At 59.4% G+C, this 23,118-nt stretch carries 18 protein-coding genes; 11 read left to right on the forward strand and 7 right to left on the reverse strand.

Annotation, left to right across the window (positions count from 1 at the left end):
- Positions 1-63: 63 nt before the first annotated feature.
- Complete coding sequence (locus tag WBR25_RS15365; protein ID WP_005338498.1) at positions 64-1,356, reverse strand: HAAAP family serine/threonine permease; 1,293 nt, start codon at positions 1,354-1,356, stop codon at positions 64-66.
- Between the two features lie 498 nt (positions 1,357-1,854).
- On the opposite strand from WBR25_RS15365, the gene WBR25_RS15370 reads away from it, so the two are divergent.
- Positions 1,855-2,793 carry a LysR family transcriptional regulator gene (locus tag WBR25_RS15370; RefSeq protein ID WP_042055187.1) on the forward strand — a complete coding sequence of 313 codons (939 nt, stop codon included), beginning with the start codon at positions 1,855-1,857 and terminating at the stop codon, positions 2,791-2,793.
- 73 nt (positions 2,794-2,866) lie between these two features.
- A complete protein-coding gene (locus WBR25_RS15375; RefSeq protein WP_005338502.1) occupies positions 2,867-4,279 on the forward strand; it encodes an MATE family efflux transporter in 1,413 nt (470 codons plus the stop codon).
- A 115-nt stretch (positions 4,280-4,394) separates the two neighbouring features.
- Here the strand turns inward: WBR25_RS15375 and alsS are convergent, their stop codons facing one another.
- Complete coding sequence (gene alsS / locus WBR25_RS15380; protein ID WP_005338504.1) at positions 4,395-6,065, reverse strand: acetolactate synthase AlsS; 1,671 nt, start codon at positions 6,063-6,065, stop codon at positions 4,395-4,397.
- Between the two features lie 18 nt (positions 6,066-6,083).
- A complete protein-coding gene (gene budA / locus WBR25_RS15385) occupies positions 6,084-6,878 on the reverse strand; it encodes an acetolactate decarboxylase (RefSeq protein WP_005338506.1) in 795 nt (264 codons plus the stop codon).
- A gap of 108 nt (positions 6,879-6,986) precedes the next feature.
- Here budA and WBR25_RS15390 point away from each other — a divergent pair, with 108 nt between their 5' ends.
- Positions 6,987-7,922 carry a LysR family transcriptional regulator gene (locus WBR25_RS15390; RefSeq protein ID WP_043818935.1) on the forward strand — a complete coding sequence of 312 codons (936 nt, stop codon included), beginning with the start codon at positions 6,987-6,989 and terminating at the stop codon, positions 7,920-7,922.
- Positions 7,923-7,964: 42 nt separating this feature from the next.
- On the opposite strand, the gene tyrS is transcribed toward WBR25_RS15390, so the two are convergent.
- On the reverse strand, positions 7,965-9,164 hold the full coding sequence (gene tyrS / locus WBR25_RS15395) for a tyrosine--tRNA ligase (RefSeq protein ID WP_005347884.1): 1,200 nt from the start codon (positions 9,162-9,164) through the stop codon (positions 7,965-7,967).
- 109 nt (positions 9,165-9,273) lie between these two features.
- On the opposite strand from tyrS, the gene WBR25_RS15400 reads away from it, so the two are divergent.
- Together WBR25_RS15400 and WBR25_RS15405 are read left to right on the forward strand one after the other, a co-directional pair.
- Complete coding sequence (locus WBR25_RS15400) at positions 9,274-10,599, forward strand: peptidoglycan DD-metalloendopeptidase family protein (protein ID WP_013724009.1); 1,326 nt, start codon at positions 9,274-9,276, stop codon at positions 10,597-10,599.
- Between the two features lie 313 nt (positions 10,600-10,912).
- A complete protein-coding gene (locus WBR25_RS15405; protein WP_479748545.1) occupies positions 10,913-12,034 on the forward strand; it encodes an anhydro-N-acetylmuramic acid kinase in 1,122 nt (373 codons plus the stop codon).
- 21 nt (positions 12,035-12,055) lie between these two features.
- Here WBR25_RS15405 and WBR25_RS15410 read toward each other — a convergent pair whose 3' ends face one another.
- Complete coding sequence (locus WBR25_RS15410; protein ID WP_479748547.1) at positions 12,056-12,928, reverse strand: hypothetical protein; 873 nt, start codon at positions 12,926-12,928, stop codon at positions 12,056-12,058.
- A gap of 1,174 nt (positions 12,929-14,102) precedes the next feature.
- On the opposite strand from WBR25_RS15410, the gene WBR25_RS15415 reads away from it, so the two are divergent.
- On the forward strand, positions 14,103-15,368 hold the full coding sequence (locus WBR25_RS15415; protein WP_335828070.1) for a RidA family protein: 1,266 nt from the start codon (positions 14,103-14,105) through the stop codon (positions 15,366-15,368).
- A gap of 107 nt (positions 15,369-15,475) precedes the next feature.
- Here the strand turns inward: WBR25_RS15415 and WBR25_RS15420 are convergent, their stop codons facing one another.
- Together WBR25_RS15420 and tkt are read right to left on the reverse strand one after the other, a co-directional pair.
- Positions 15,476-16,009, reverse strand: a complete 534-nt coding sequence (locus WBR25_RS15420; protein ID WP_479748549.1) for a hypothetical protein — start codon at positions 16,007-16,009, stop codon at positions 15,476-15,478.
- Between the two features lie 133 nt (positions 16,010-16,142).
- Entirely contained in the window at positions 16,143-18,134 is a 1,992-nt protein-coding gene (tkt, locus tag WBR25_RS15425; RefSeq protein WP_005338517.1) for a transketolase, read from the reverse strand.
- Positions 18,135-18,483: 349 nt separating this feature from the next.
- On the opposite strand from tkt, the gene metK reads away from it, so the two are divergent.
- The 5 genes from metK to gshB all read left to right on the forward strand — a co-directional run bounded on the left by metK (position 18,484) and on the right by gshB (position 22,925).
- The gene (metK, locus tag WBR25_RS15430; protein ID WP_005338519.1) at positions 18,484-19,635 is read left to right on the forward strand and encodes a methionine adenosyltransferase; all 1,152 of its coding nucleotides are present in this window, start codon (positions 18,484-18,486) and stop codon (positions 19,633-19,635) included.
- Positions 19,636-19,703: 68 nt separating this feature from the next.
- Entirely contained in the window at positions 19,704-20,231 is a 528-nt protein-coding gene (locus tag WBR25_RS15435; protein ID WP_139443203.1) for a SprT family zinc-dependent metalloprotease, read from the forward strand.
- Between the two features lie 73 nt (positions 20,232-20,304).
- Positions 20,305-21,009, forward strand: a complete 705-nt coding sequence (locus WBR25_RS15440) for an endonuclease (protein WP_021229195.1) — start codon at positions 20,305-20,307, stop codon at positions 21,007-21,009.
- A gap of 119 nt (positions 21,010-21,128) precedes the next feature.
- Positions 21,129-21,860 carry a 16S rRNA (uracil(1498)-N(3))-methyltransferase gene (rsmE, locus tag WBR25_RS15445; RefSeq protein ID WP_128815663.1) on the forward strand — a complete coding sequence of 244 codons (732 nt, stop codon included), beginning with the start codon at positions 21,129-21,131 and terminating at the stop codon, positions 21,858-21,860.
- A 114-nt stretch (positions 21,861-21,974) separates the two neighbouring features.
- Positions 21,975-22,925, forward strand: coding sequence for a glutathione synthase (gshB, locus tag WBR25_RS15450; protein WP_479748551.1), 951 nt, complete (start codon positions 21,975-21,977; stop codon positions 22,923-22,925).
- Positions 22,926-23,118 lie beyond the last annotated feature (193 nt).

Here is a 23,118-nt window from a genome sequence, read left to right on the forward strand (position 1 = left end):
CAGCCATAAAAAAAGCCGCCTCTTGCGAGGCGGCTTCTTCATTCAACTTGGTAACCGGCGTTATCAGGCAATCAGCTTGTAGATGATACCGGACATGGCGATCAGGCCGATGATGGTCACGAAGCCGTTGCTGATGTTGCCAGCGTATTTGCGCATGGCCGGAACCTTGGTGATGGCGTACATCGGCATCAGGAACAGCAGCATTGCGATGATCGGGCCGCCCAGGTCTTCAATCATGCCGAGGATGCTCGGGTTGATGGTAGCGATGGCCCAGGTGGTCAGGATCATGAACACGGCAGTGACTTTGTTCAGCTGCTTGGTGTCAACGTTTTTACCCTTCTCGCGCAGCGCCTTGGCCATCAGGCCGTTCATGCCTTCTTGCGCACCCAGGTAGTGACCCAGGAAGGATTTGCTGATGGCAACCATGGCGATCAGCGGAGCCACAGTACCGATAACCGGGTTATCGAAGTGGTTGGCCAGGTAGGACAGGATGGAGATGTTCTGTTCTTTGGCAGCAGCCAGGTCAGCCGGGGAGAGGCTCAGTACGCAGCTGAATACGAAGAACATAACGGTCATTACCATCATGACGTGGGCGCCCAGCAGGATGTTGCTGCACTTCTTCTCGGCACCTTCACCGTAACGACCTTTGTTGTCCACCGCGAAGGAGGAGATGATCGGGGAGTGGTTGAAGGAGAACACCATTACTGGGATAGCCAACCACAGGGTCTTGATGAAGTCACCGTTGAAGGCGTCGGACAGGGCCGGAGCTTCAGTGATGATGGCACCGTTCCAGTGCGGGATCAGGTAGAACGCCAGACCCATCAGGGTGAGCACGAACGGGAATACCAGCACGCTCATCGCTTTGACGATAACCTGGCCGCCCAGACGAACAACCGCCATCAGACCGAGGATCAGGGCCAGTGACAGAACGGCACGGGGAGGTGCAGACATGCCCAGCTGGTGAACAATCACGCTCTCGACGGTGTTGGTGATGGCGACTGAATACATCAGCACGATCGGGTAGATGGCAAAGAAGTAGAGCAGGGTGATGAATTTGCCTGCGGTCTTGCCGAAGTGCTCTTCTACTACTTCAGTGATGTCGCCATCACGGGTAGAGCCGGACAGCACGAAGCGGGTCAGACCACGGTGAGCAAAGAAAGTCAGCGGCAGCGCCAGGATCAACATGGCAACCAGCGGCCACAGGCCACCTACACCGGCGTTGATTGGCAGGAAGAGCACACCGGCACCGATCGCGGTACCGTACAGACCCAGCATCCAGACCACATCGGCCTTGTTGACGCCGCGGGAGGTGTTGCTGGCTAAACGACCATCAGCTGCAATATTCATGTCAGACATACGTTGTTCCTGTCATCTAGGAAAATGGGATTCTTGTTTGGTCGGGCTTTGGCCCGGTTCCATCTCCCTGGAACGCCTGCTGTCCGTCCTTGAAATTAACCTCTCGCCCCCCGGCAACCTGGCCATCACTCCTTGTGACAACAGGATTGCAACAAACAACAGTGCGAGATTTTGACCCTGAGGGTCGGCGCCCGTCTCACTTAACAACCGATTAACGTGCGCCACTCTTGATGGGCTGACTTTAATTAAATGCCCTTATTAATCACAGCGTTTTTTTGAATTAATCAACCAAAGTTTGATTTTGGTCGCCTTTCAGACGACCAAGATCACACTCAAAGCGCCTTATTGTGAGTTTTTTTTAACAATTCAACTTAGTTTCACTGGAATCAATGGCCTGCGAGCAGCTACATATTTGCAACAAGCCACCAGTTTAGCGCGGATTGTGTGCAGCACGGCCTTGGCGTACCCTTGTGACTCACGCCTTTTTGTTGATTGATGATGACCATTACCCGTACCGATCTCGCCGAACTGGCGGTGTTTGCCGCCGTCGCCCGTCACCGCAGTTTCAGCAAGGCCGCCCTCGAACTCGGGGTCTCCGCCTCCGCACTCAGCCATAGCCTGAAGGGGCTGGAAGCCCGTCTGGGGGTGCGGCTGCTCAACCGCAGCACCCGCGCCGTGGTGCCGACCGAAGCGGGCCAGCGGCTGCTCAAGCAGCTGCTCCCCACCCTCAATACCCTGGAAGAGGCGCTTTGCGAGCTGGCCCGCAACAGCGATGAACCGGTGGGAAGGCTCAAGCTCTGCGCCCCCCGCGGCGCCATCGACAGCCTGCTGGCACCTGTGCTGATCGACTATCTGGCCCGTTATCCGCGGATGCAGGTGGAGGTGGTGGAGCAGGAGCTGATGCCCCGGCTGATTGAGGATGGTTACGATGCCGCGCTCTTTTATGGCGATCTGCTGCCCAAGGAGATGATCGGCATCCCCCTCGGCCCGCCCCAACGCTATCTGGTGGTGGGCTCCCCGGCCTATCTGGCGGAGCACGGTACGCCGGAGCACCCGAGCGAGCTGAGCCGCCACGCCTGCATCGGCTATCGCCTCACTCCGCACCATCACTATCGCTGGGCCTTTGCCGCCGATGGCACCATGCTGGAGATCGAAGTGACCGGGCCGCTCACCACCAGCACCCCGGCCCTCTATCTGGGCGCCGCCGAGGCGGGGCTGGGACTCGCCTACTGTCTGGAAGAGGAGGTGAGCCAAAAGGTCGCGGAGGGGAAACTGCTCACCGTGCTGGAGCCCTGGTGCCCCACCTTTGCCGGCTTCTACCTCTTCTATCCCAGTCGGCATCAGCTGGGCAGCGGCCTGCGCATCCTGATCGACATGCTCAAGGCCCACTACCAAAACCCCGGATTAGTGAGTAATACTCAGCAATTCATCAAGTGAAACCCTGATTATCACCAAATAAGTATTAATCTAGACTAGCTGTTCGATAATCGAACTCCCCGAGAGAACAGATATGTCTGCCTATTTAACACTGCGGCAACGGGCCATGACCCGTCGCTTCTGGGCTTACGCCCTCCCCTCCATTCTTGCCATGCTGGTCTCGGGGGCCTACTACCTCATCGACGGCATCTTCGTCGGCCACTATGTCGGTGCCGCTGGCCTCGCCGGGATCAACCTGGTCTATCCGGTCATCATGGTTCTGATCGGTCTGGCCGCCATGATCAGCATGGGGGCGGCCACCGCCATCTCCTTCCAGCAAGGGGCGAAAAACGACACACTGGCCCGTCAGGCGCTGGTCAACGCCCTCTGGCTGCTGGCCGGACTCGGGGGCATTGCGCCGGTGCTGCTCTACTACACCCACACCGATATCCTGCTGGGGCTGGGGATTGAACAGGGCACCGAGACCTGGAAACAGGCGAGTGACTACCTCACCTGGATTGGCGGCGGTACCCTGCTGCTGGCCAGCAATCTTGCGGTCCCCTATCTGCTGCGCAACGATGGTCGCCCGAAACTGGCCATGGTGTTGGTGAGCAGCGGCGCCGTGCTCAATATCATCCTCAACTACATCATGGTGGGTCGGCTGGGGCTGGGATTGATCGGTACCGCGCAAGCCACCCTGATGGCAGAGGGTGCGGTGAGCCTGATCGGTCTTGGCTACTTTTTTACCCCCTGGGCGCGGCTGCGCCTCAGCTGGCGGGATCTGGTGCCCAACCTCCCCGCCATGCCGCACCTGCTCTTTACCGGTCTGCCGAGCCTGATTGCCCAGTTCAACCTCGGCCTGCTGCTGATGCTACACAACAGCCAGCTGATGGTGTATGGCAATGTGAAGGATCTGGCGGGCTTTACCGTGGCCGGTTACACCGAGGCGGTCTTTATCGTCATTCTGCAGGGGCTGGCGTTCGGCATTCAGCCGCTCATCAGCAAGGCGGCGGGGGCCAAGCGCCACCGCAACCTCAAGTACCTGATGGAGATGGGGCTCAAGTTCACCTTTATCTACGGCATGCTGGTGTGGCTCACCATCCAGCTGCTGCCGGGACAGGTCGCCATGCTCTATACCGGCGACAAGGATCCCGAACTGCTGGCCGCCGCCATCAGCAGCCTGACCCTCAACCTCGGCGCCATTCCGCTGGAGGGGATCATCATGTTCGGCATCGTGCTACTGCAATCCATGGCGCGTACCCGTCAGGCGCTGGTCATCTCCATCGCCAAAACCGTGTTGCTGCTGCCGCTCATCTTCCTGCTGCCGCAACTGTGGGGGCGTGATGGGGTACTGATGGCCCAGCCCGCGACCGTGCTGCTGCTCACCCTGCCGCTCTGCTGGCTGCTGTGGCGCGAGTGGCTGCGCCTGAAGATGGCCTGCGCGCCAAAAGCCAAACAGCGCCCACAACCGGCCCGCGCACGCGCCGCCGTCCAGCTGGCCCGTTAAGGCCATCAATACGGCAAAACAATAAAAAACCGGCATCCCCTGATGCCGGTTTTTGCTATATGGACGGGTCTGCCTGCCCTTACACAAGGATTCAGGCCAGCACTGCTGCCCACACTTATGCCAATACTTCTGGCCTGAGCTGGGCCATCAGCCCCGGGTTGTCGGAGTAATCGACCGGAATGGCCACCACCGCAGGCCCCTCCACCGCCAGCGCGGCCCGCAGGGTGGCACGCAGCTCGTCGGCCGAACGCACCGCAAACCCGGCCGCCCCGAACGATTCGGCATAGCGTTTGAAATCGATGGGGCCAAAAGAGACGCCGGAGGTGCGGCAATACTTCTGCTGCTCCTGCATCGCAACCATGTTGTAGCCGTTATCGACCCAGATGATGTGAACGATATTGCTTTTGAGGCGCACCGCCGTCTCCAGCTCCATGCTCGACTGCATAAAGCTGCCATCCCCCGATACCGAGATCACCTTCTCACCCGGCCGTACCAGCGCCGCGCCGATAGCCCACGGCAGTGCCACCCCCATGGTCTGCTGACCATTGGAGATCAACACCTGACGAGCGCGGAAGCTGTAGAGGTAGCGGGCAATCCAGATATGGAAGCTGCCCATGTCGACGCAGAGGGTCATGTCGTCGCGCACCAGATCCTGCAGCTCGCGCACGATACGCAAGGGGTGAACCGGATTGCCGTGCAGATCGTCGGCCCGCATCGCCAGTCGCAGCCGCTGCTGGCGAACACCTTGCAGCAGCCGATCCACCTCGGGGGGACGGATTTTCGGATTGCCCATGATGCGGGTCAGCTGCAACAGGTTGGCGCGGATCGACCCCACCAGCTCGGCGGTCGGGCAGTAGCTGCTGTCGATATCGGCAGGCAGCACGTCGATATGGAGGATGCGCCGCTCCCTGTCGCCATTCCACAACACGGGGTCGTACTCGATGGGGCTGTAGCCGATGCAGATCACCAGATCAGCCCCAGCCAGCAGCTGATCCCCCGGCTGGTTGTTAAAGAGCCCGACCCGTCCTGCAAAGTCATCGAAGTGGCAGCTGTCCACCACCCCGGCAGCCTGATAGGTACCGGTCACCGGCAGCCGCGCCTTGTCGAGGAAGGCGCGTACCGCTTCGGCATTTTCCGGCCGGCTCGCCATCAGGCCGAGCAGCACCACCGGATTCTGGGCGTTGCGCAGCAGGGTCAATGCCTGCTCCATATTCTGTTCATCGGCGCAGCCCGGCTCCGGCACCTCGCGGGGTACCAGCACATTGCCCTGCACCGGCTTGTTGATGATATCCATCGGCAGGCTGACAAAGGCCGCCCCCGGCCGCCCCAGCTCGGCAGCGCGAAAGGCGTTGGCCATCACTTCCGAAATTGCCGCCCCGCTGTTGACCTGAGCGCTGAACTTGGTGACCGGACGGCAGAGGTTGACCGTATCCATGCTCTGATGAGTGAGTTTGAGGCCGTCGGCACGGCGCACCGCACCGCCCAGCGCCACCATGGGGTCCCCTTCCGAGGTGGCGGTCGCCAGCCCGGTAATAAGGTTGGAGCAGCCGGGGCCCGAGGTGACCAGCGCCACCCCCGCCTTGCCGGTGAGACGCCCCACGGCGGCCGCCATAAAGGCGGCGTTCGCCTCGTGGCGCACCACTATGGTCTCGATGGGGGAGTCCTCCAGCGCATCGAACACCCGATCAATCTTGGCACCGGGAATACCGAACACCTGCTTGACCCCTTGCGCCTCCAGATGACGAACCACCAACTCGGCACCGCACTTCCACTGTCTGTTTTCCATGATATTGCTCCTTGTCTATCAGCCTTCGGCGGCCTGAATGGCGCGATCGAGATCGGCGGGGTTGAGGTCGGCCTGCCGGAAAGCGGGATCCGATGGCAGGGCCAGATTGAGGTGACGCACCACAGAAAGCCGCAGGGTACCGTGGGCCATGGTGTAGTCGAGCAGATGGCCACCCCCCTTCCGATCGGCGGTGATCATGTGCTCGTGAAAGCCCGCTACATTAACTCCCTGCACGAACGGCGGGCAGCGAAAGCCCACCAGAGTTCCCGCCACCGCGGCAAAGCGGAACAGCGGCTGCTGTTCGATTGCTTCCAGCATGGGGCGATAAGGGGGCTCCTGACGCGGCACGGTTCGTACCTTGGCTGTTTCAAACTGGCCGTCGAGGCGCAGGGCGACGAAGACGTTGTCGGAGCCCACCAGCCGATCCACCCACTGGTGGATCTCGTCACGGCTCAGGGGGTGATCGAAGCGACGCTCCAGACAGGGACGAAAATGGGTCATCACCGCGAAGGGGGTCTTCTGATCGGCGCGGGCGGGCCGGGCCGAGCCATCGGAGCGCAACTGGTGGATCTGGCGCTCGAAGGCGATCAGCTCGCCATCTAGGTGATTGAAGGTACCGAGGCCAAAGTCGCCGTGGCGCAGCAGCTCGCTCATGGTGGTCTCCCCTTCGTAGACCCCCGCCAGCAGGGCGCTCATCAGGGAACTCTGGTAGATCTCGCCACCGTCATGCTGCCTGCGCCAGCGGGAAAACTGCTGGCTCACTTCGAGGGCACAGCTGCACCCGGCACTGTCAGATGTTGCAATATGTTCCATTCGGGTTTCACCTCCACCGTGAATCCTGTTAGCGTTCGGATCCAATGGTGACTTGGTTCACATTTCAACACCAATACGCTGATCCCATGACTTTGAGACTCAATCGATATGGAACTTCGTACGCTCCGCTACTTCATGGCCGTTGTTGAAAAGCAGAATTTCACCCGCGCAGCCGAATCACTCAACATGGCCCAACCGCCGCTGAGCCAGCAGATCCGCAAGCTGGAGGAGACCCTGGGCACCCCGCTGCTGCGCCGTTTGACCCGCAGTGTCGAGCTGACCGAAGCGGGCGAGAGCCTCTATCGAGATGCGGCGCAGATCCTGGCGCTGGCCGATGCGGCAAAACTGAAGGTAAAGCGGATTGCCCGGGGCGAGCAGGGGGCACTGCGGATCGGCTTTGCCGGTTCCACCGTGCTCCACCCCGCAGTGCTGACCCTGCTGCACGACTATCGGGAGCGCTACCCCGAGGTGGCTCTCAGCCCGCAGGAGGGCACCATGCCGGCACTGGTGGAGGCGCTGCGCAACGATCGGCTGGATGCCGCCATCTTGCGGCTCCCCTGTCGCGGTAGCGAGGGCTTTGCCCATCACCTTATCGAGCAGGAGCCGCTGCTGATCGCCCTGCCCACCAGCCACCCCAAAGCCAAGCCGGGCCCCTTGCCACTGGCCAGCCTGAAGGACGAGAGTTTTATTCTGTTTCCCCACGCCATCGGACCCGGGCTCTATGACGGCATCGTGGGCCTCTGTCGGGAGGCGGGCTTCGAGCCGATACTGGGGCCCGAATGCCCGCAGGTGATCTCCACCGTCGGCATGGTGCAGGCGGGCTTTGGCGTGACCCTGGTGCCCAGCTCGGTGGCGGCGCTGCGCCCACTCGGGGTCAGTTATCACCCCATTGAGGGCAACGGCATGATGACCAGCATCAGTCTGGCGACACGGCCGCATCCAAGCAGTGCCGTGCTGCGGCACTTTATCGCCCAGATCCGTGCCGCCCAGATACGACAAGGCCTCCCGAAGGAGGCCCTGTTGAACAAGCTTGAACCGGTTTGATGACCAGCTTGCCTGATGCGACGGCTTATTTGACGGTACTGCTTATTTGACAGTCACGCGGGCAAACTTGCGCTTGCCGACCTGATAGACAGCGGTACCGGCACCGATGAGTGCCTTGCCATCTTCCAGCTTCTCGCCATCCACCTTGACTGCGCCCTGCTTGATCATCCGCAGCGCTTCGGAGGTGGTGGCCACCAGATCGGCCTCTTTCAGCAGATTGGCAATGGCCAGACCTTCGCCTTCCAGTGCCAGCTCGATTTCCGGCATCTCGTCCGGGATGGCGTTCTTGGAGAAGCGCTGGGTGAAATCTTCGTGGGCCGCTTCGGCCGCCGCTTCGTCGTGATAACGGGCGATGATCTCTTTGGCCAGCCAGATCTTCACGTCGCGCGGGTTGAGAGTACCGGCAGCGATGCCTGCCTTGAACTCTTCGATTTCGGCCAGCGGACGGAAGGAGAGCAGCTCGTAGTAGTTCCACATCAGATCGTCGGTGATGGACATGATCTTGCCGAACATCTCGCCCGGAGCGTCGTGGACGCCGATGTAGTTGCCTGCGGACTTGGACATCTTCTTGACGCCATCCAGACCCACCAGCAGCGGCATCATCAGCACGCACTGGGTCGCCATGCCGGCATCTTTTTGCAGCTCGCGGCCCATCAGCAGGTTGAACTTCTGGTCGGTACCACCCAGCTCAACGTCCGCCTTCAGCGCGACCGAGTCATAGCCTTGCAGCAGCGGATAGAGGAATTCGTGAATCGCGATGGATTGGCCGCCGGTGTAGCGCTTTTTGAAGTCGTCGCGCTCCATCATGCGGGCCACGGTCTGCTTGGCCGCCAGCTTGATCATGCCGGTCGCACCCAGCTCGCTCAGCCAGGTCGAGTTGTACTCGATGCGAGTCTTGGCCGGGTCGAGGATCTTGAACGCCTGCTCGGCATAGGTGAGGGCGTTGTGCTTGATGGCCTCTTCGGAGAGCGGCGGACGGGTGGCGTTCTTGCCGGAGGGGTCACCCACCATGGCAGTGAAGTCACCGATCAGCAGGATCACTTCATGGCCCAGATCCTGGAAGGTCTTCAGCTTGTTGAGGATCACGGTATGACCCAGGTGAATGTCGGGGGCGGTCGGGTCCATGCCCAACTTGATGCGCAGCGGGCGCCCTTCCTTCAACTTGGCGACAAGTTCTTCTTCAACCAGAATTTCTTCCGCTCCGCGCTTGATCTCGGCTAGCGCCACCTCGAGCTGGGACATTTTTTGACTCTCCATCACGATTCCACAGGGCCAAACATATTACTGGAATGGCGGGCCAATTGGAAAGGCTGTAAAATCCGTCCATTCTGCCCGACTTCATCTGCTTCTCATGGTTATTTGGCACGCCTTCAACGCACTCCCCCACTGGCACCGCAAGATGGTGCTGATCTTGAGCATCATGATCATGATGCTGGCTGCCTGGCCAAGCGAACAGGCAGTAGCAACACGGGTCGATGAAAACGGCAACGAAATTGCCCTGCGGGAACCGGCCAACGATAACGCGCTGAACGACGAGCTGCCGGCCGAGGCCGCCCAGCCCGTTACCCCGCCCAAGCCACGCTATATCACCAAGCAGGTGAAGGTACGCCGTGGCGACAACATGGGAGTCATCTTCCAGCGCATTGGCCTGAGCACCACGGATCTGCACCTGATCGATCAGCTCGAGGGCAGCGATCCCCTGCGGATGCTGCAACCGGGGCAGGAGCTCACCTTCAAGCTCACCGAGAACGGCGAGCTGCACAGCCTCTATTACCCCCACAGTCTGGAGCAGGCGCTCAAGGTGAGCCGCAAGGAGGAGACCTTTGTCGCCCGCAACGTCAAGATCGCCCTCGACACCCGCGAACAGGTGAGCAAGGGCGAGATCCGCTCCAGCTTCTGGGGCGCCGCGGTGGATGCGGGGATGACCGAAGATCAGATCATGGACTTGGCCGCCATCTTCGGCTGGGATATCGACTTTGCCCAGGATTTGCAACCGGGGGACAGCTTCCGGGTGGTCTATGAAGACAAGTTCCGCGACGACGAGCGGGTCGCCTCCGGCGATATTCTGGCGGCGGAGTTCGTCAACCAGGGCACCGCCTACCGCGCCGTGCTCAATGAAGATGGCAACTACTACACCCCGGAAGGGAAGGCGATGCGCAAGAGCTTCCTGCGTGCGCCGGTCAACTTCAAATACATCAGCTCCAACTTCAACCCGCGCCGCCTCCATCCGGTGACCGGCAAGATCCGCCCCCACAACGGCATCGACTATGTGGCGCCGGTGGGTACCCCCATCATGGCGGCGGGCTCCGGCAGCGTGGTGGCCGCCGGTTACAACCAGTTCAACGGCAACTACGTCTTTATCAAGCATGCCGGTAACTATGTGACCAAGTACCTGCACCTCTCCAAGCGCACCGTCAACAAGGGACAGCGGGTGAAGCAGGGACAGACCATCGGCACTCTGGGTGGCACCGGTCGCGTCACCGGCCCGCACCTGCACTACGAATTCGTGGTGGGCGGCATTCACAAGAACCCGCGCACCCTCACCCTGCCGCAGGCAGAGACCCTGAGCGGACGCGAGCTGGCCAACTTCAAAAAGCTGGCGATGCCGCAACTGGCCAAGCTCGACAACCCCGAGCTGCAGCTGGCCCAGAACAAGCGGGATAGTCGCGGCAACTAAGCCATCAGGGCTGGCAGGGTGAATGCCCCGCCAGCCCCTTTTATTGAGCTCACGCCAGGCAATCAGATTGAAATGAGTCCGCTGTCAGACATAAGATGAGATGGAACACCGGGAGCGGCATGTGGCACGGAAGCAAGGGCTTATCTATCCTGTCTCTCTCACTCTTTTTCCGGTCCGCATTGAGGATGCAACATGGTTGAGCTTTATATCGGTCTGATGTCAAAGACCACGCCATGTGGCATGGGATGAAAGCCGTTCCCCTCTTCACCCTCTCTGCACACCGTATTTTCGAACAGCAATGTAAGGAGACACCATGGCTGAGCGCTATATCGGTCTGATGTCGGGAACCAGCATGGACGGCATTGATGCCGTGCTGGTGATGATCGCCGGGGATGAACTGCGTGTCGAAGCGGCGCTTTGTCACCCCTGGCCGCAAGAGACCGCACACACGCTGCATGCCCTCTGCACCCCGGGCGACAACGAAATCGACCGCATGGGGGTGGCCGATAATCTGGTGGCGCGAGAGTTTGCCGCCGCTACCCACGCGCTGCTGGCCAAGGCGAAGCTTGAGCCCAAAGATATTCGCGCTATCGGCAGCCACGGCCAGACCATCCGCCATCGCCCCCAGCTCGGCTTTACCCTGCAGATCGGCAACGCCGCCCTGCTGGCCGCCCTGACCGGCATCGACGTTATCGCCGATTTTCGCACCATGGATATGGCCCTCGGTGGTCAGGGGGCGCCGCTGGTGCCCGCCTTCCATCAGGCGCTGTTTGCCAAACCCGGCGCCCTGCGAGTGGTACTGAACCTCGGCGGCATCGCCAATATCTCGGTGCTGCCAGGCAATCCGGGCGGGGTATATGGTTTTGATACCGGCCCGGCCAACACCCTGCTCGATGGCTGGTATCGCCGCCATCAGCCCCACGGCGGCAGCTATGACGCCGGTGGCAAATGGGCCGCCAGTGGCAAGCCCATCCCTGCCTTGCTGGAGAAACTGCTGGCTCACCCCTACTTCGCCGCCCCCTCCCCCAAGAGCACCGGACGGGAGATGTTCACCCTCGATTGGCTCGATGGGGAGCTGGCAGGCACTTCATACGCCCCCGTGGATGTGCAGCGCACCCTGCAGGCGCTCACCAGCCACACCATCGCCCGCCAACTGCCCGCCCGGCCCGAGTCAGTCGGTGCCAGCCAGCCGAAAGCCGAGCTGTTTGTCTGCGGCGGCGGCGCCCATAACGCCCCCTTGCTGAAGGAGCTGGCCAGCCTGCTGCCTGCATGGCGCATCGCCAGCACTGCCGAGCTGGGCCTTGCCCCCGACTGGGTGGAAGGCGCTGCCTTTGCCTGGCTGGCCATGTGCTTTGTCCACCTCAAGCCGGGTAACCTGCCCGCCGTCACCGGCGCCAGCCGTCCGGCTGTGCTGGGGGCGCTTTATCCTGCCTGAGTGATGACAAGGGACTGCGGATCAGTGTGCCCCCTTGAACAGACGCACAACCTGTTGCCGGATCGGTGCAAACAGCGGGGGCTTTGGCGGCTCCAGATTGATATGGCGCCGCCCGGCACGGGTTTCACAGCGAAGCAGATTCTGGATGTAGTGGTGGTGGGAGCGATGGATCAGCTGTGAAGCCTGATACGCCCACTGTCTGGGCACGCCCCACAGAGTGCTGGCAATCGCCCCGACGATGCAGAAGAAAGCGGGCTCCTGAATTCCCATCCGGCTGGCGTTCTCCAGCGCCTCCTTGAGCGAGTTGGAGTGGGCAATACAGGTCATGATATTGACCATGAAGGCGTCGTAATCATCCTCCCCACCCTTGCCAACGCGCGTCGTCAGGGTCGCCGCGGGCTGATAACCAAACTGATGGCTGATATTTTCCAACACCGTATTCCGCTGGCGGATCACCTTGCCATAAAACATCAGCATCACCATGCAGTCGATCGCCTTGCACAGCGCCTCGTAATGGGGATGACTCTTCTTGGGACGCGGCGCCGTGGCGAGAGCCAGCTCTTCAGAGATAGCCAGCAGGCCCACAGGTACGGCGGTGCTGACAAACGAGAGATCAATCGACAGCTCCAGCCCCTCCTCCCCTTCCATGCGGGCCACAATCACATGTTCGCCAAACAGCCGACGCTGGCGCTCGATAAAGGCGCCAAAGACCAGATCACGAAACTGCTTTTGCGGATAAGGGGTATCGAGCAGGCTCTCGATGGTCATGATGGCGGCGGATACCCGGCCGCGCAGTCGGTAATCGGCAGGAATGGGAAAGCTCTTTCCCAGGCGAGGAGGTAACCGCTGCCCAGATGTTTGACAATACATATCGCCCAGAACGAAACCCAGCATAAATCCTCCACAGTCAGGTAATGATGATCGCAATGCGATCTCGCTTGCCAATCCTGGGCAATGGCCTGCCGGTGCATCGATGCTCTCCGTCAGGGCTCCTTGATTACCTTATTAATCATACGATCAATAGCGAGTGAAAAAAGCGACCTGACTCGCAATCACGCCACTAATTAACAGTTTCATCAAGAAACCATAAAAAGCGGTCGATAAATCCATTTTTTGACACATTTCCCTTTAAAAACAGTATATTGAACTTTATTCCTGCGAAATCATCTGAACTGTTCCCGAGCCCTGAAAACCATCCCAATCATCACAACCAGCCACAGATAAGAGGGAGATCAGACAAAGCCACAAAAAGTGGAAAAAGCGACGACGGGGGGCAACCCCACCCATCGGGTGATGCAACAGGAGTGAAGAGAAGCGGATTTCCACCACAGCCCCTCATCCAACGCCACCTCTCATCCAGCACCACAGCTCCCGCACACCGTCACGCCAACGCCAACGCCAACGCCATGCTCCCCACTCCTGTGCAGCAGGAGCAGATCCGCCGTGCAAATTCATGGCATAGATTTTTATGGCGCTAATAACAGATCCCGGCTGCCAGCAAGGCGTCACCGAGTATGCCGGAATAATCATTAACAGAGAGGAATGCAAAAGCCGTGAATTATATTCCAGAGGTATCTTTAATAAGGTGGATATGCATATTCACGGGAATTTTCATAGCCCCTTAAAAGAGCTGAAAACAGATATCCATGCACCATAATATGCATTATTTGCACATCGGCGCATAATATTAACCCTTTATTCACACGCCAATATCCCGAAGAGGGGGAGAGCAAACCCAGTTAGGGCAAGGCTGTCCGCCGGTTCGGCACCATTTGCATACGAATTGGCTGCGATTTCGGGTGAATTGAATAGCAATATGATTAAATTTGCACCCATTGAGCCATCTCATAGAAATGCAATCAGCGGTTTGCAACCCCTGATAGCCACTCATAGAATCGCAGCGTCTGAAATATCTACCCTGTCCTCTTATCCCTTATTCCTCTCAGTAATTGAGTGGATCACAAATAATAACCGGGGATGCCGTCGCTGGCGCAGTGGCCGTGGCGCACAACAAGATAGGGTAAACCTGTACCTGAATGAACAACAAATATTAAAAAGAGGCATATCTATGAGTGGCACCATCATCAAGTCGGCAAGAAATACCCCCCATGCACCCCAGGATCTGGGCCCCTGCACCCAAACGGTGGCGTTTTCTCATTACAACAATATCTCGGCCCAGTTGCCGGTCGATCCCGCCACCGGCAAGATGGTGAGTGGCGATGTCACCGCGCAGGCCAGACAGTGCCTGAGCAACCTCAAGGCGATCATCGAGAGCATCGGCCATGTGATGGACGATATGGTCAAAGCGACCATCTTCCTGAAAGAGATGGCGGATCTGGAGGCGGTCAACGCCGTCTATCGCGAATTCTTCCCGGGCTATCTGCCGACCCGCACCACCCTCGCCGTCGCCGCCCTGCCGCTGGGCGCGCTGGTGCAGATCGATGCCATCATCTCCAACGGCGAAGGTACCTTCCCGCAAGATCCTTGCCCGCTGGTTAAACTCGCCCGCAATAGCGACAAGGCGCCGCACAACCCGCTCTCCACCCATACCGTGGCCTTCTCCCACTACAACAATATCGGCGCCCAGCTGCCGGTCGATGCGGCCTCTGGCCAACTGGTTGCCGGTGGCATCAAGGAACAGGCGGGCCAGTGCCTGCGCAATATCAAGGCGGTGCTGGAGAGTATCGACGTGCCGTTTGACGATATCGTCAAGGTGACCGTCTATCTGACCAATCTGGCCGATCTGGAGGCCGTCAACGAGGTCTACACCACCTTCTTCCCCGACTCCGCCATCGCCCGCGCCGTCGCCTATCTGCCCGCCCGCTCGGTAGTCAGTGCCGCCGCTCTGCCCATGGGGGCGCAGGTGCAGATGGATGCGGTCATCTCCCACGGTGACGGCACCCCGCCACAACTGGTGGAAGACCGTCACAATCTGGTGATCCGTGCCCGTAATACCGACAAGGCACCACGCAGCCCGCTCCATTGCCAGACCGTCGCCTTCTCCCACTACAACCATCTCTCTGCGCAGCTGCCGATTGACCCCGCCACCGGCAAGATCCTGGCTGGCTGCATCAAGGAACAGACCGCCCAGTGCCTGAGCAATATCAAGGCGATTGTGGAGAGCATCGGCCATGTGATGGACGATATCGTCAAGGTCAATATCCAGCTCGCCAATATCGCGGATCTGGCCGAGGTGGATGCCATCTATACCAAATACTTCCCGGGTTATCTGCCTGCCCGCACCGTATTCGGAGTCAGCGAACTGCCCGCCGGTGCACTGGTGCAAATGGATGCGGTGATGTCCAACGCGGAAAGTACCCCGCCGCAGGCGTAAGGTTTACGTTGAATAATAAAAAGAGACCGGCGATGGCCGGTCTCTTTTTTAGGTAACAGGAAGGGCATTATTTTTATGGCACCATCTAAAAGAACGCGAACGTCCGATTACGCTTCGCTAATCGAACCTACAGACTTTCTGGACTTATTTGACCACGACTTAACATTTCTAAGTTCTTTTTCAACCAATCTTGAACGCCACATTAAATCTGACAATAAGATTGCTATAGCAAAATTAAAGCGCATTCTTGGTGTTGAATCTGACTCTAACTCTTCTGGGCCACACCAAGGTAACTGGTTCACCAGATTCAGTACCTTACCAGAACCAAAATCAACACATCTCCAACTATGACCGAACTCATTTCTAATCTTACGGATTATAGTTATTTCATGATACTCACTTTCTTCGATAAGACCGAGCGCATGAGCAGCGGTTACCTTAGCAGCAAACGTTCCAAGTGGTGCGTTGAAACCACTAACAAGTTCACTACCTGATTTGTTTTTAACAAAAAATGACTCAAGAATATTTTTCAACCAGTCATCCAACACTGCTGCTGCATTAAGCACTGCCCCTCGGTCACTCTCTTTATTGAACTCCAACAGAAACTCAGATAGCTCAATGATTTCTGTTTCCGTCTGCATAAAACATCCTTGGTATTAACTTTTGAATCAGATAAACATTTTTAACATTAATAGCTAAAAAAACGCCCCCCATCTTGCGATGGAGGGCGTTTATTTTCCAGCTATTGGGTCAAGCTGGCCCAATCTTCAGGAATTACAGGGATTCAGCGGTCGCAACCACGTTTTCCACGGTAAAGCCGAATTCCTTGAACAGCAGCTCGGCCGGTGCGGACTCACCAAAGGTGGTCATACCGATGATCTTGCCGCCGAAACCGACGTACTTGTACCAGTAGTCGGCGATACCGGCTTCGATGGCCACACGCTTGGTGACGGAGGACGGCAGGACGGACTCTTTGTACTCGGCAGACTGGGCGTCGAACACGTCGGTAGACGGCAGAGAGACCACGCGCACGGCACGGCCCTTGGCAGTCAGCTGCTCATAGGCGGCAACGGCCAGCTCCACTTCGGAACCGGTGGCGATCAGGATCAGCTCCGGAGTACCGGCGCAATCCTTCAGCACGTAGCCACCCTTGGCGGTATCAGCCAGCTGCTGGGCAGTACGGTCCATCTGGGCCAGGTTCTGACGAGAGAAGATCAGAGAGGTCGGGCCGTCGGTACGCTCGATGGCGTGCTTCCAGGCGATGGCAGATTCAACCTGGTCACACGGACGCCAGGTGCTCATGTTCGGGGTCAGACGCAGGGAGGCGATCTGCTCAACCGGCTGGTGAGTCGGGCCATCTTCACCCAGACCGATGGAGTCGTGGGTGTAAACGAAGATGGCGCGCTGCTTCATCAGGGCGGCCATGCGCAGGGCGTTGCGAGCGTACTCCATGAACATCAGGAAGGTGGCGCCGTAGGGGATGAAACCACCGTGCAGGGCGATACCGTTCATGATGGCGGACATGCCGAACTCGCGTACACCGTAGTGGATGTAGTTGCCGGAGGCATCGTCGTTGGTCAGAGACTTGGAGCCGGACCACATGGTCAGGTTGGACGGCGCGAGATCCGCAGAGCCACCCATGAACTCCGGCAGCAGCTTGCCGAACGCTTCCAGAGAGTTCTGGGACGCTTTACGGGTTGCGATCTTGGCCGGGTTGGCTTGCAGGGTTTCGATGATCTTGGCGGATTCAGCAGCCCAGTTGGCTGGCAGTTCGCCAGCGGTACGGCGCTTGAATTCGGCAGCCAGCGTCGGGTGAGCGGCTTCATAGGCGGCGAACTTGGCAGCCCAGTCGGCTTCCAGTGCAGCACCCTTCTCCTGAGCGTTCCACTCGGCAGCGATATCGGCCGGGATAACGAACGGCGCGTGATCCCACTTCAGGAATGCGCGAGCAGCGGCGATCTCGTCGTTGCCGAGCGGTGAACCGTGGCAGTCGTGAGAACCGGATTTGTTCGGAGAACCGTAACCGATGATGGTGCGGCAGCAGATCAGAGTCGGCTTGCCGGTCTCGGCCTTGGCGGCTTCGATGGCGGCATTGATGGCTTCCGGGCTGTGACCGTCAACAGCCGGGATAACGTGCCAGCCGTAGGCTTCGAAACGCTTGACGGTGTCGTCGGTGAACCAACCTTCTACGTGACCGTCGATGGAGATACCGTTGTCATCCCAGAACGCGATCAGTTTGCCCAGTTGCAGGGTACCTGCCAGGGAACACGCTTCGTGGGAGATACCTTCCATCAGGCAGCCGTCGCCCATAAAGGCGTAGGTGTAGTGGTCAACGATGTCGTGGCCCGGCTGGTTGAACTGCTCAGCCATGGCTTTTTCGGCGATCGCCATACCCACGGCATTGGTGATGCCCTGACCCAGCGGGCCAGTGGTGGTTTCAACGCCCGGTGCATAGCCGTACTCCGGGTGACCCGGGGTGCGAGAGTGCAGTTGGCGGAAGTTTTTCAGATCGTCGATGGAGAGGTCATAACCGGAGAGGTGCAGCAGGGAGTACAGCAGCATGGAGCCGTGGCCGTTGGAGAGAATGAAACGGTCGCGGTCGGCCCACTTGGGGTTGTTCGGGTTATGTCTGAGGTGGCTACGCCACAGCACTTCGGCGATATCCGCCATTCCCATGGGGGCGCCCGGGTGACCGGAGTTGGCTTTTTGAACGGCATCCATACTCAATGCACGAATGGCATTGGCAAGCTCTTTACGAGAAGGCATCTGAATCTCCTGCGATTGCTTCATTTGATGGCCAAGATTAAGGCGCGTTATTGTCCCAGCAGGGCGCGCGGCGTGCAAATATTATCTGGATGAATAAAGTGGCTTTGGGAGGACAATCGCTTTTCTTGCCCTCCATTGGCCAAAGCCACCAGAGAAAAACGTTTGATTTCCATCCCTTTTGGGATAGGAGAGCACCGCTTGTGACCCATTGGACACTGCGCGACAAAATAGTGCTGGCAATCACGGGGGGCGCTAATTAAAATAGACGTCCAGATGTAGATACCTCTACACCATCCTATTCATCCGGTTATTGCTGTGGCGATAACCCAGACAAGCTGAGACTCTTATCATGGCAAAGCTGTTTACTTCCGAGTCGGTCTCCGAAGGCCATCCCGACAAGATTGCGGACCAGATCTCCGATGCGGTACTGGACGCCATCCTCAAGCAAGATACCAAGGCCCGTGTCGCCTGCGAGACCCTGGTCAAGACCGGTATGGTCATGGTGGCCGGCGAAGTAACCACCTCTGCCTGGGTTGATATCGAAGAGATCGTGCGTGATACCGTACGTGAAATCGGCTACACCCACTCCGACATGGGCTTCGATGCTGACTCCTGCGCCGTGCTGAACGCCATCGGCAAGCAGTCCCCGGACATCAACCAGGGCGTTGACCGCAGCGATCCGCTGGAGCAGGGCGCTGGCGACCAGGGCCTGATGTTCGGCTACGCCACCAACGAAACCGACGTGCTGATGCCGGCCCCCATCACCTACTCTCACCTGCTGGTAAAGCGTCAGGCTGAAGTGCGCAAGAACGGCACCCTGCCGTGGCTGCGTCCGGATGCCAAGAGCCAGCTGACCTTCGCCTACGACGACGCAGGCAAGATCATCGGTGTCGATGCCGTGGTGCTGTCTACCCAGCACGCCGAATCCATCAGCCACAAAGATCTGGTTGAAGCGGTACGCGAAGAGATCATCAAGCCGGTGCTGCCGGCCGAGTGGGTCAACAAGGACACCAAATACTTCATCAACCCGACCGGCCGTTTCGTTATCGGCGGCCCGATGGGTGACTGCGGTCTGACCGGTCGCAAGATCATCGTCGACACCTACGGCGGCATGGCCCGTCACGGTGGTGGCGCCTTCTCCGGTAAGGATCCGTCCAAGGTTGACCGCTCCGCTGCCTACGCCGCCCGCTACGTTGCCAAAAACATCGTTGCCGCCGGTCTGGCAGATCGCTGTGAAATCCAGATCTCCTACGCCATCGGCGTGGCCGAGCCGACCTCCATCAGCGTCGAAACCTTCGGTACTGCCAAGGTCGCCGAAGAGCTGCTGGTCAAACTGGTGCGCGAGCACTTCGAACTGCGCCCGTATGGCCTGATCGAAATGCTGGATCTGAAGCGCCCGATCTACCAGGCTACCGCTGCCTACGGTCACTTCGGTCGTGACGAGTTCCCGTGGGAGCAGACCGACAAGGCCGAACTGCTGCGTTCCGCCGCTGGCCTGTAAGGCTCGCTGTTGTGATAAAAGGGGAGCCTGGCTCCCCTTTTGCTTATCCGCTATCTGACGAGATGTTGATGTCTGCCACTCCTGCCCAGCTTGTCGCCCTGCTGCAACAACGCGTAGAAGCCTGTTTTGTGCAGGCCGAGGCGCGCCTTGGCCGCACCTTCCCCCGCCCGCGGATCTACTGCAATATGCGGGGCCGAGCGGCGGGATCGGCGCGGCTGCAAACCTGGGAGCTGCGCTTCAATCCCGCCCTCTATCAGGCCAACCAGCAGGCGTTTCTGGATGAGGTGGTGCCCCACGAGGTGGCCCATCTGCTGGTCTATGCCCTGTGGGGTGAAGGACGCGGCAAAAACCGGGTGCTACCCCACGGCCGTCAGTGGCAATCGGTGATGCGGGAGGTATTCGGCCTTGAGCCCAGAACCACCCACAGCTTCGATCTGGCAGTATTGGCCCAGCGCACCGTGCCCTATCGCTGCCTCTGCCAGCAGCATCAACTGTCGATACGCCGCCACAACAAGGTGGTGCGCGGCGAGGCCCGCTACCATTGCCGCCGCTGCAAGCAACCGCTGGAGCGGGAACGGCCGGAGCCAGAGCAGTAAGCCAGCTTGTGTCGCGCCCCTGTGGTAGGGTGCCCGCCATCGTTCGTCAATCACCCCGTTTGCAAGGAATCTCATGCGTTTCATCTCCTCCCTCGCCCTGACCCTGCTGGCCGGTTTGCCGCTGCTCAGCGCCCCCCTGCACGCCCAGACCTTTCGCGAAGCCAAGCAGGATCTGGTGAAGCTCTATCGCAGTCAGCCTGCAGTCACCACCTTCTACTGCGGCTGTGACATCGACTATCAGGGCAAGAAAATGAGCCCGGATCTCGCCAGCTGCGGTTACGAGCCGCGCAAGCAGGCCAAACGCGCCGCCCGCATCGAGTGGGAACACGTGGTACCGGCCTGGGAGTTCGGCCACCAGCTGCAGTGCTGGCAGGATGGCGGCCGCAAAAACTGCGAAAAAGCGAGCCCCGAGTTCAACAAGATGGAGGGGGACATGCACAACCTTTTCCCCGCCATCGGCGAGGTGAACGGCGATCGGGCCAACTACCGCTTCTCCGACTGGAACGGCAAACCGGATCAGTACGGCCAGTGCCAGATGCTGGTGGATTTCAAGGATCGTCGGGTGCAGCCGCCCAAGGGGCCGGTACGGGGCCAGATTGCCCGCGCCTACCTCTACATGAGCCAGCAGTATGGGCTGCGTCTGGCAGCGCAACAGCGTAAACTGTTTGAAGCCTGGGATCGCCAGTACCCGGCAGAAGGCTGGGAGTGCGAGCGCAATCGCCGCATCGGCAAGCTGCAGGGCAATACCAATCCCTTTATTGAAAAGCAGTGCCAATAACCCCATTTGACCAGGGAGGGGATCACCCCTCCTAATTATGAAGCCCTTCCCCACTGCCGCGTGAGCCTTGCTCGCCGCAGGATATGAAGGGTTTCCAAGCAAGAGACTGACAAGCAGCCATGCGCATTCCACGTATCTATGAACCGGCCACCCTGCAAGTTGGCCAGACCATCGCCCTGTCGGAAGACGGCGCCAACCATATCGGCCGGGTACTGCGCATGCAGCCGGGCCAGCAGCTCGAGCTGTTCAATGGCGATGGCAATCAATATCCCGCCACCATCGCCAGCGTCGGCAAGAAGTCGGTAGACGTGACCATCGACAGTTGTGACGCCCAATCGGTGGAGTCACCGCTGGCCATTCATCTGGGCCAGGTGATCAGCCGTGGCGACAAGATGGACTTCACCATCCAGAAATCGGTGGAGCTGGGCGTCACCTGCATCACCCCGCTCTTCTCCGAGCGCTGCGGCGTCAAGCTGCCGGCCGATCGACTGGAGAAAAAGCGCGAGCAGTGGCAGAAGGTGGTGATCAGCGCCTGCGAACAGTGCGGCCGCAACGTGGTGCCCGAAGTGCGTATGCCAATGGAGCTGGACGCCTGGCTGGCGGAAGAGACCAAGGAGCTCAAGCTCAACCTGCACCCGCGCGCCGAGTACAGCATCAACACCCTGCCCGTTCCCGAGCATGGCGTGCGCCTGCTGATTGGCCCGGAAGGGGGATTGTCGAGCGACGAGATCGCCCGTACCGTGCAGGAAGATTTCAAAGAGATGCTGCTGGGGCCGCGGGTGCTGCGCACCGAAACCGCCGCCCTGACTGCGATCACTGCGCTGCAGTGCCGCTTTGGCGATCTCGCTTGATACTATCGGCCGCATCAATCAGCCCCATGGCTGCATCGACGCAGCCGCAAGCGGCCGATTACGCTGCGCTAATCGACCCTACAACCCTATCGAGCCATTAAAAAGGAACAGCGGATGACCATTAAACTCGGCATCGTGATGGACCCCATCTCGGCCATCAACATCAAGAAAGATTCCAGCTTTGCCATGCTCGAAGAGGCGCAAAAGCGCGGCTATGAGCTCTTCTATCTGGAGATGAAGGATCTCTACATGGAAGCCGGTCGCGCCTTTGGCACCATGCGCCCGCTCACCGTCAAATATGACTATGCCGACTGGTACACCCTGGGCGAAGTGGTCGATCAGCCCCTCTCCAACCTCGATGTGATCCTGATGCGCAAGGATCCGCCGTTCGACACCGAGTTCATCTACGCCACCTACATGCTGGAGCGGGCCGAGGATGAGGGCTGCCTCATCGTCAACAAGCCCCAGAGCCTGCGCGACGCCAACGAGAAGCTCTACACCGCCTGGTTTGCCGAGCACACCCCGACCACGCTGGTGACCCGCCGCGCCGACAAGCTGCGCGCCTTCCACGCTCAACACAAAGACGTGATCTTGAAGCCCTTGGACGGCATGGGTGGCGCCTCCATCTTCCGCATGAAGGAGGATGACACCAACGTCGGTGTGATTATCGAGACCCTGACCGCCCACGGCAGCCAGTACTGCATGGCGCAGACCTATCTGCCCGCCATCAAGGATGGCGACAAGCGGGTGTTGGTGGTGGACGGTGAACCGGTTCCCTACTGCCTCGCCCGTATTCCGGCGCAGGGCGAGACCCGTGGCAATCTGGCGGCCGGTGGCCGTGGTGAAGCGCGTCCCCTGAGCGAAGCGGACTGGGCCATCGCCCGTGCAGTGGGCCCGACGTTAAAAGAGAAGGGGCTTATCTTCGTTGGCCTCGATATCATCGGCGACCGCCTGACCGAGATTAACGTCACCAGCCCGACCTGCATTCGCGAGATTGAAGCCGCCTTCGATGTGCACATCACCGGCATGCTGATGGATGCCATCGAGCGTCGGCTGGGCAAATAATCGCCTGGCAGGCTAAACCGGCCTGTTCAGGGGTAACCGCCCCCCGACAAGCCTTGAAACAGAGAGGGTGGCCCAGCGCTACCCTCTCTGTTTCAAGGCGATCCGGAAAGGGGCAGGACCTCGCTCAGCCCAAAAAGCGGTTTTTCCCATGGGAATCAACTGCCATAATTGACCTCAAATACCTTTGCACTAT

The sequence above is a fragment of the Aeromonas sp. MTB genome, from assembly GCF_056632455.1.

Bases quoted from the DNA above. Each gene is read 5' to 3' on its own strand.
- WBR25_RS15365 (WP_005338498.1), bottom strand. From the start codon at position 1,356: ATGTCTGACATGAATATTGCAGCTGATGGTCGTTTAGCCAGCAACACC.
- WBR25_RS15370 (WP_042055187.1), top strand. From the start codon at position 1,855: ATGACCATTACCCGTACCGATCTCGCCGAACTGGCGGTGTTTGCCGCC.
- WBR25_RS15375 (WP_005338502.1), top strand. From the start codon at position 2,867: ATGTCTGCCTATTTAACACTGCGGCAACGGGCCATGACCCGTCGCTTC.
- alsS (WP_005338504.1), bottom strand. From the start codon at position 6,065: ATGGAAAACAGACAGTGGAAGTGCGGTGCCGAGTTGGTGGTTCGTCAT.
- budA (WP_005338506.1), bottom strand. From the start codon at position 6,878: ATGGAACATATTGCAACATCTGACAGTGCCGGGTGCAGCTGTGCCCTC.
- WBR25_RS15390 (WP_043818935.1), top strand. From the start codon at position 6,987: ATGGAACTTCGTACGCTCCGCTACTTCATGGCCGTTGTTGAAAAGCAG.
- tyrS (WP_005347884.1), bottom strand. From the start codon at position 9,164: ATGTCCCAGCTCGAGGTGGCGCTAGCCGAGATCAAGCGCGGAGCGGAA.
- WBR25_RS15400 (WP_013724009.1), top strand. From the start codon at position 9,274: ATGGTTATTTGGCACGCCTTCAACGCACTCCCCCACTGGCACCGCAAG.
- WBR25_RS15405 (WP_479748545.1), top strand. From the start codon at position 10,913: ATGGCTGAGCGCTATATCGGTCTGATGTCGGGAACCAGCATGGACGGC.
- WBR25_RS15410 (WP_479748547.1), bottom strand. From the start codon at position 12,928: ATGCTGGGTTTCGTTCTGGGCGATATGTATTGTCAAACATCTGGGCAG.
- WBR25_RS15415 (WP_335828070.1), top strand. From the start codon at position 14,103: ATGAGTGGCACCATCATCAAGTCGGCAAGAAATACCCCCCATGCACCC.
- WBR25_RS15420 (WP_479748549.1), bottom strand. From the start codon at position 16,009: ATGCAGACGGAAACAGAAATCATTGAGCTATCTGAGTTTCTGTTGGAG.
- tkt (WP_005338517.1), bottom strand. From the start codon at position 18,134: ATGCCTTCTCGTAAAGAGCTTGCCAATGCCATTCGTGCATTGAGTATG.
- metK (WP_005338519.1), top strand. From the start codon at position 18,484: ATGGCAAAGCTGTTTACTTCCGAGTCGGTCTCCGAAGGCCATCCCGAC.
- WBR25_RS15435 (WP_139443203.1), top strand. From the start codon at position 19,704: ATGTCTGCCACTCCTGCCCAGCTTGTCGCCCTGCTGCAACAACGCGTA.
- WBR25_RS15440 (WP_021229195.1), top strand. From the start codon at position 20,305: ATGCGTTTCATCTCCTCCCTCGCCCTGACCCTGCTGGCCGGTTTGCCG.
- rsmE (WP_128815663.1), top strand. From the start codon at position 21,129: ATGCGCATTCCACGTATCTATGAACCGGCCACCCTGCAAGTTGGCCAG.
- gshB (WP_479748551.1), top strand. From the start codon at position 21,975: ATGACCATTAAACTCGGCATCGTGATGGACCCCATCTCGGCCATCAAC.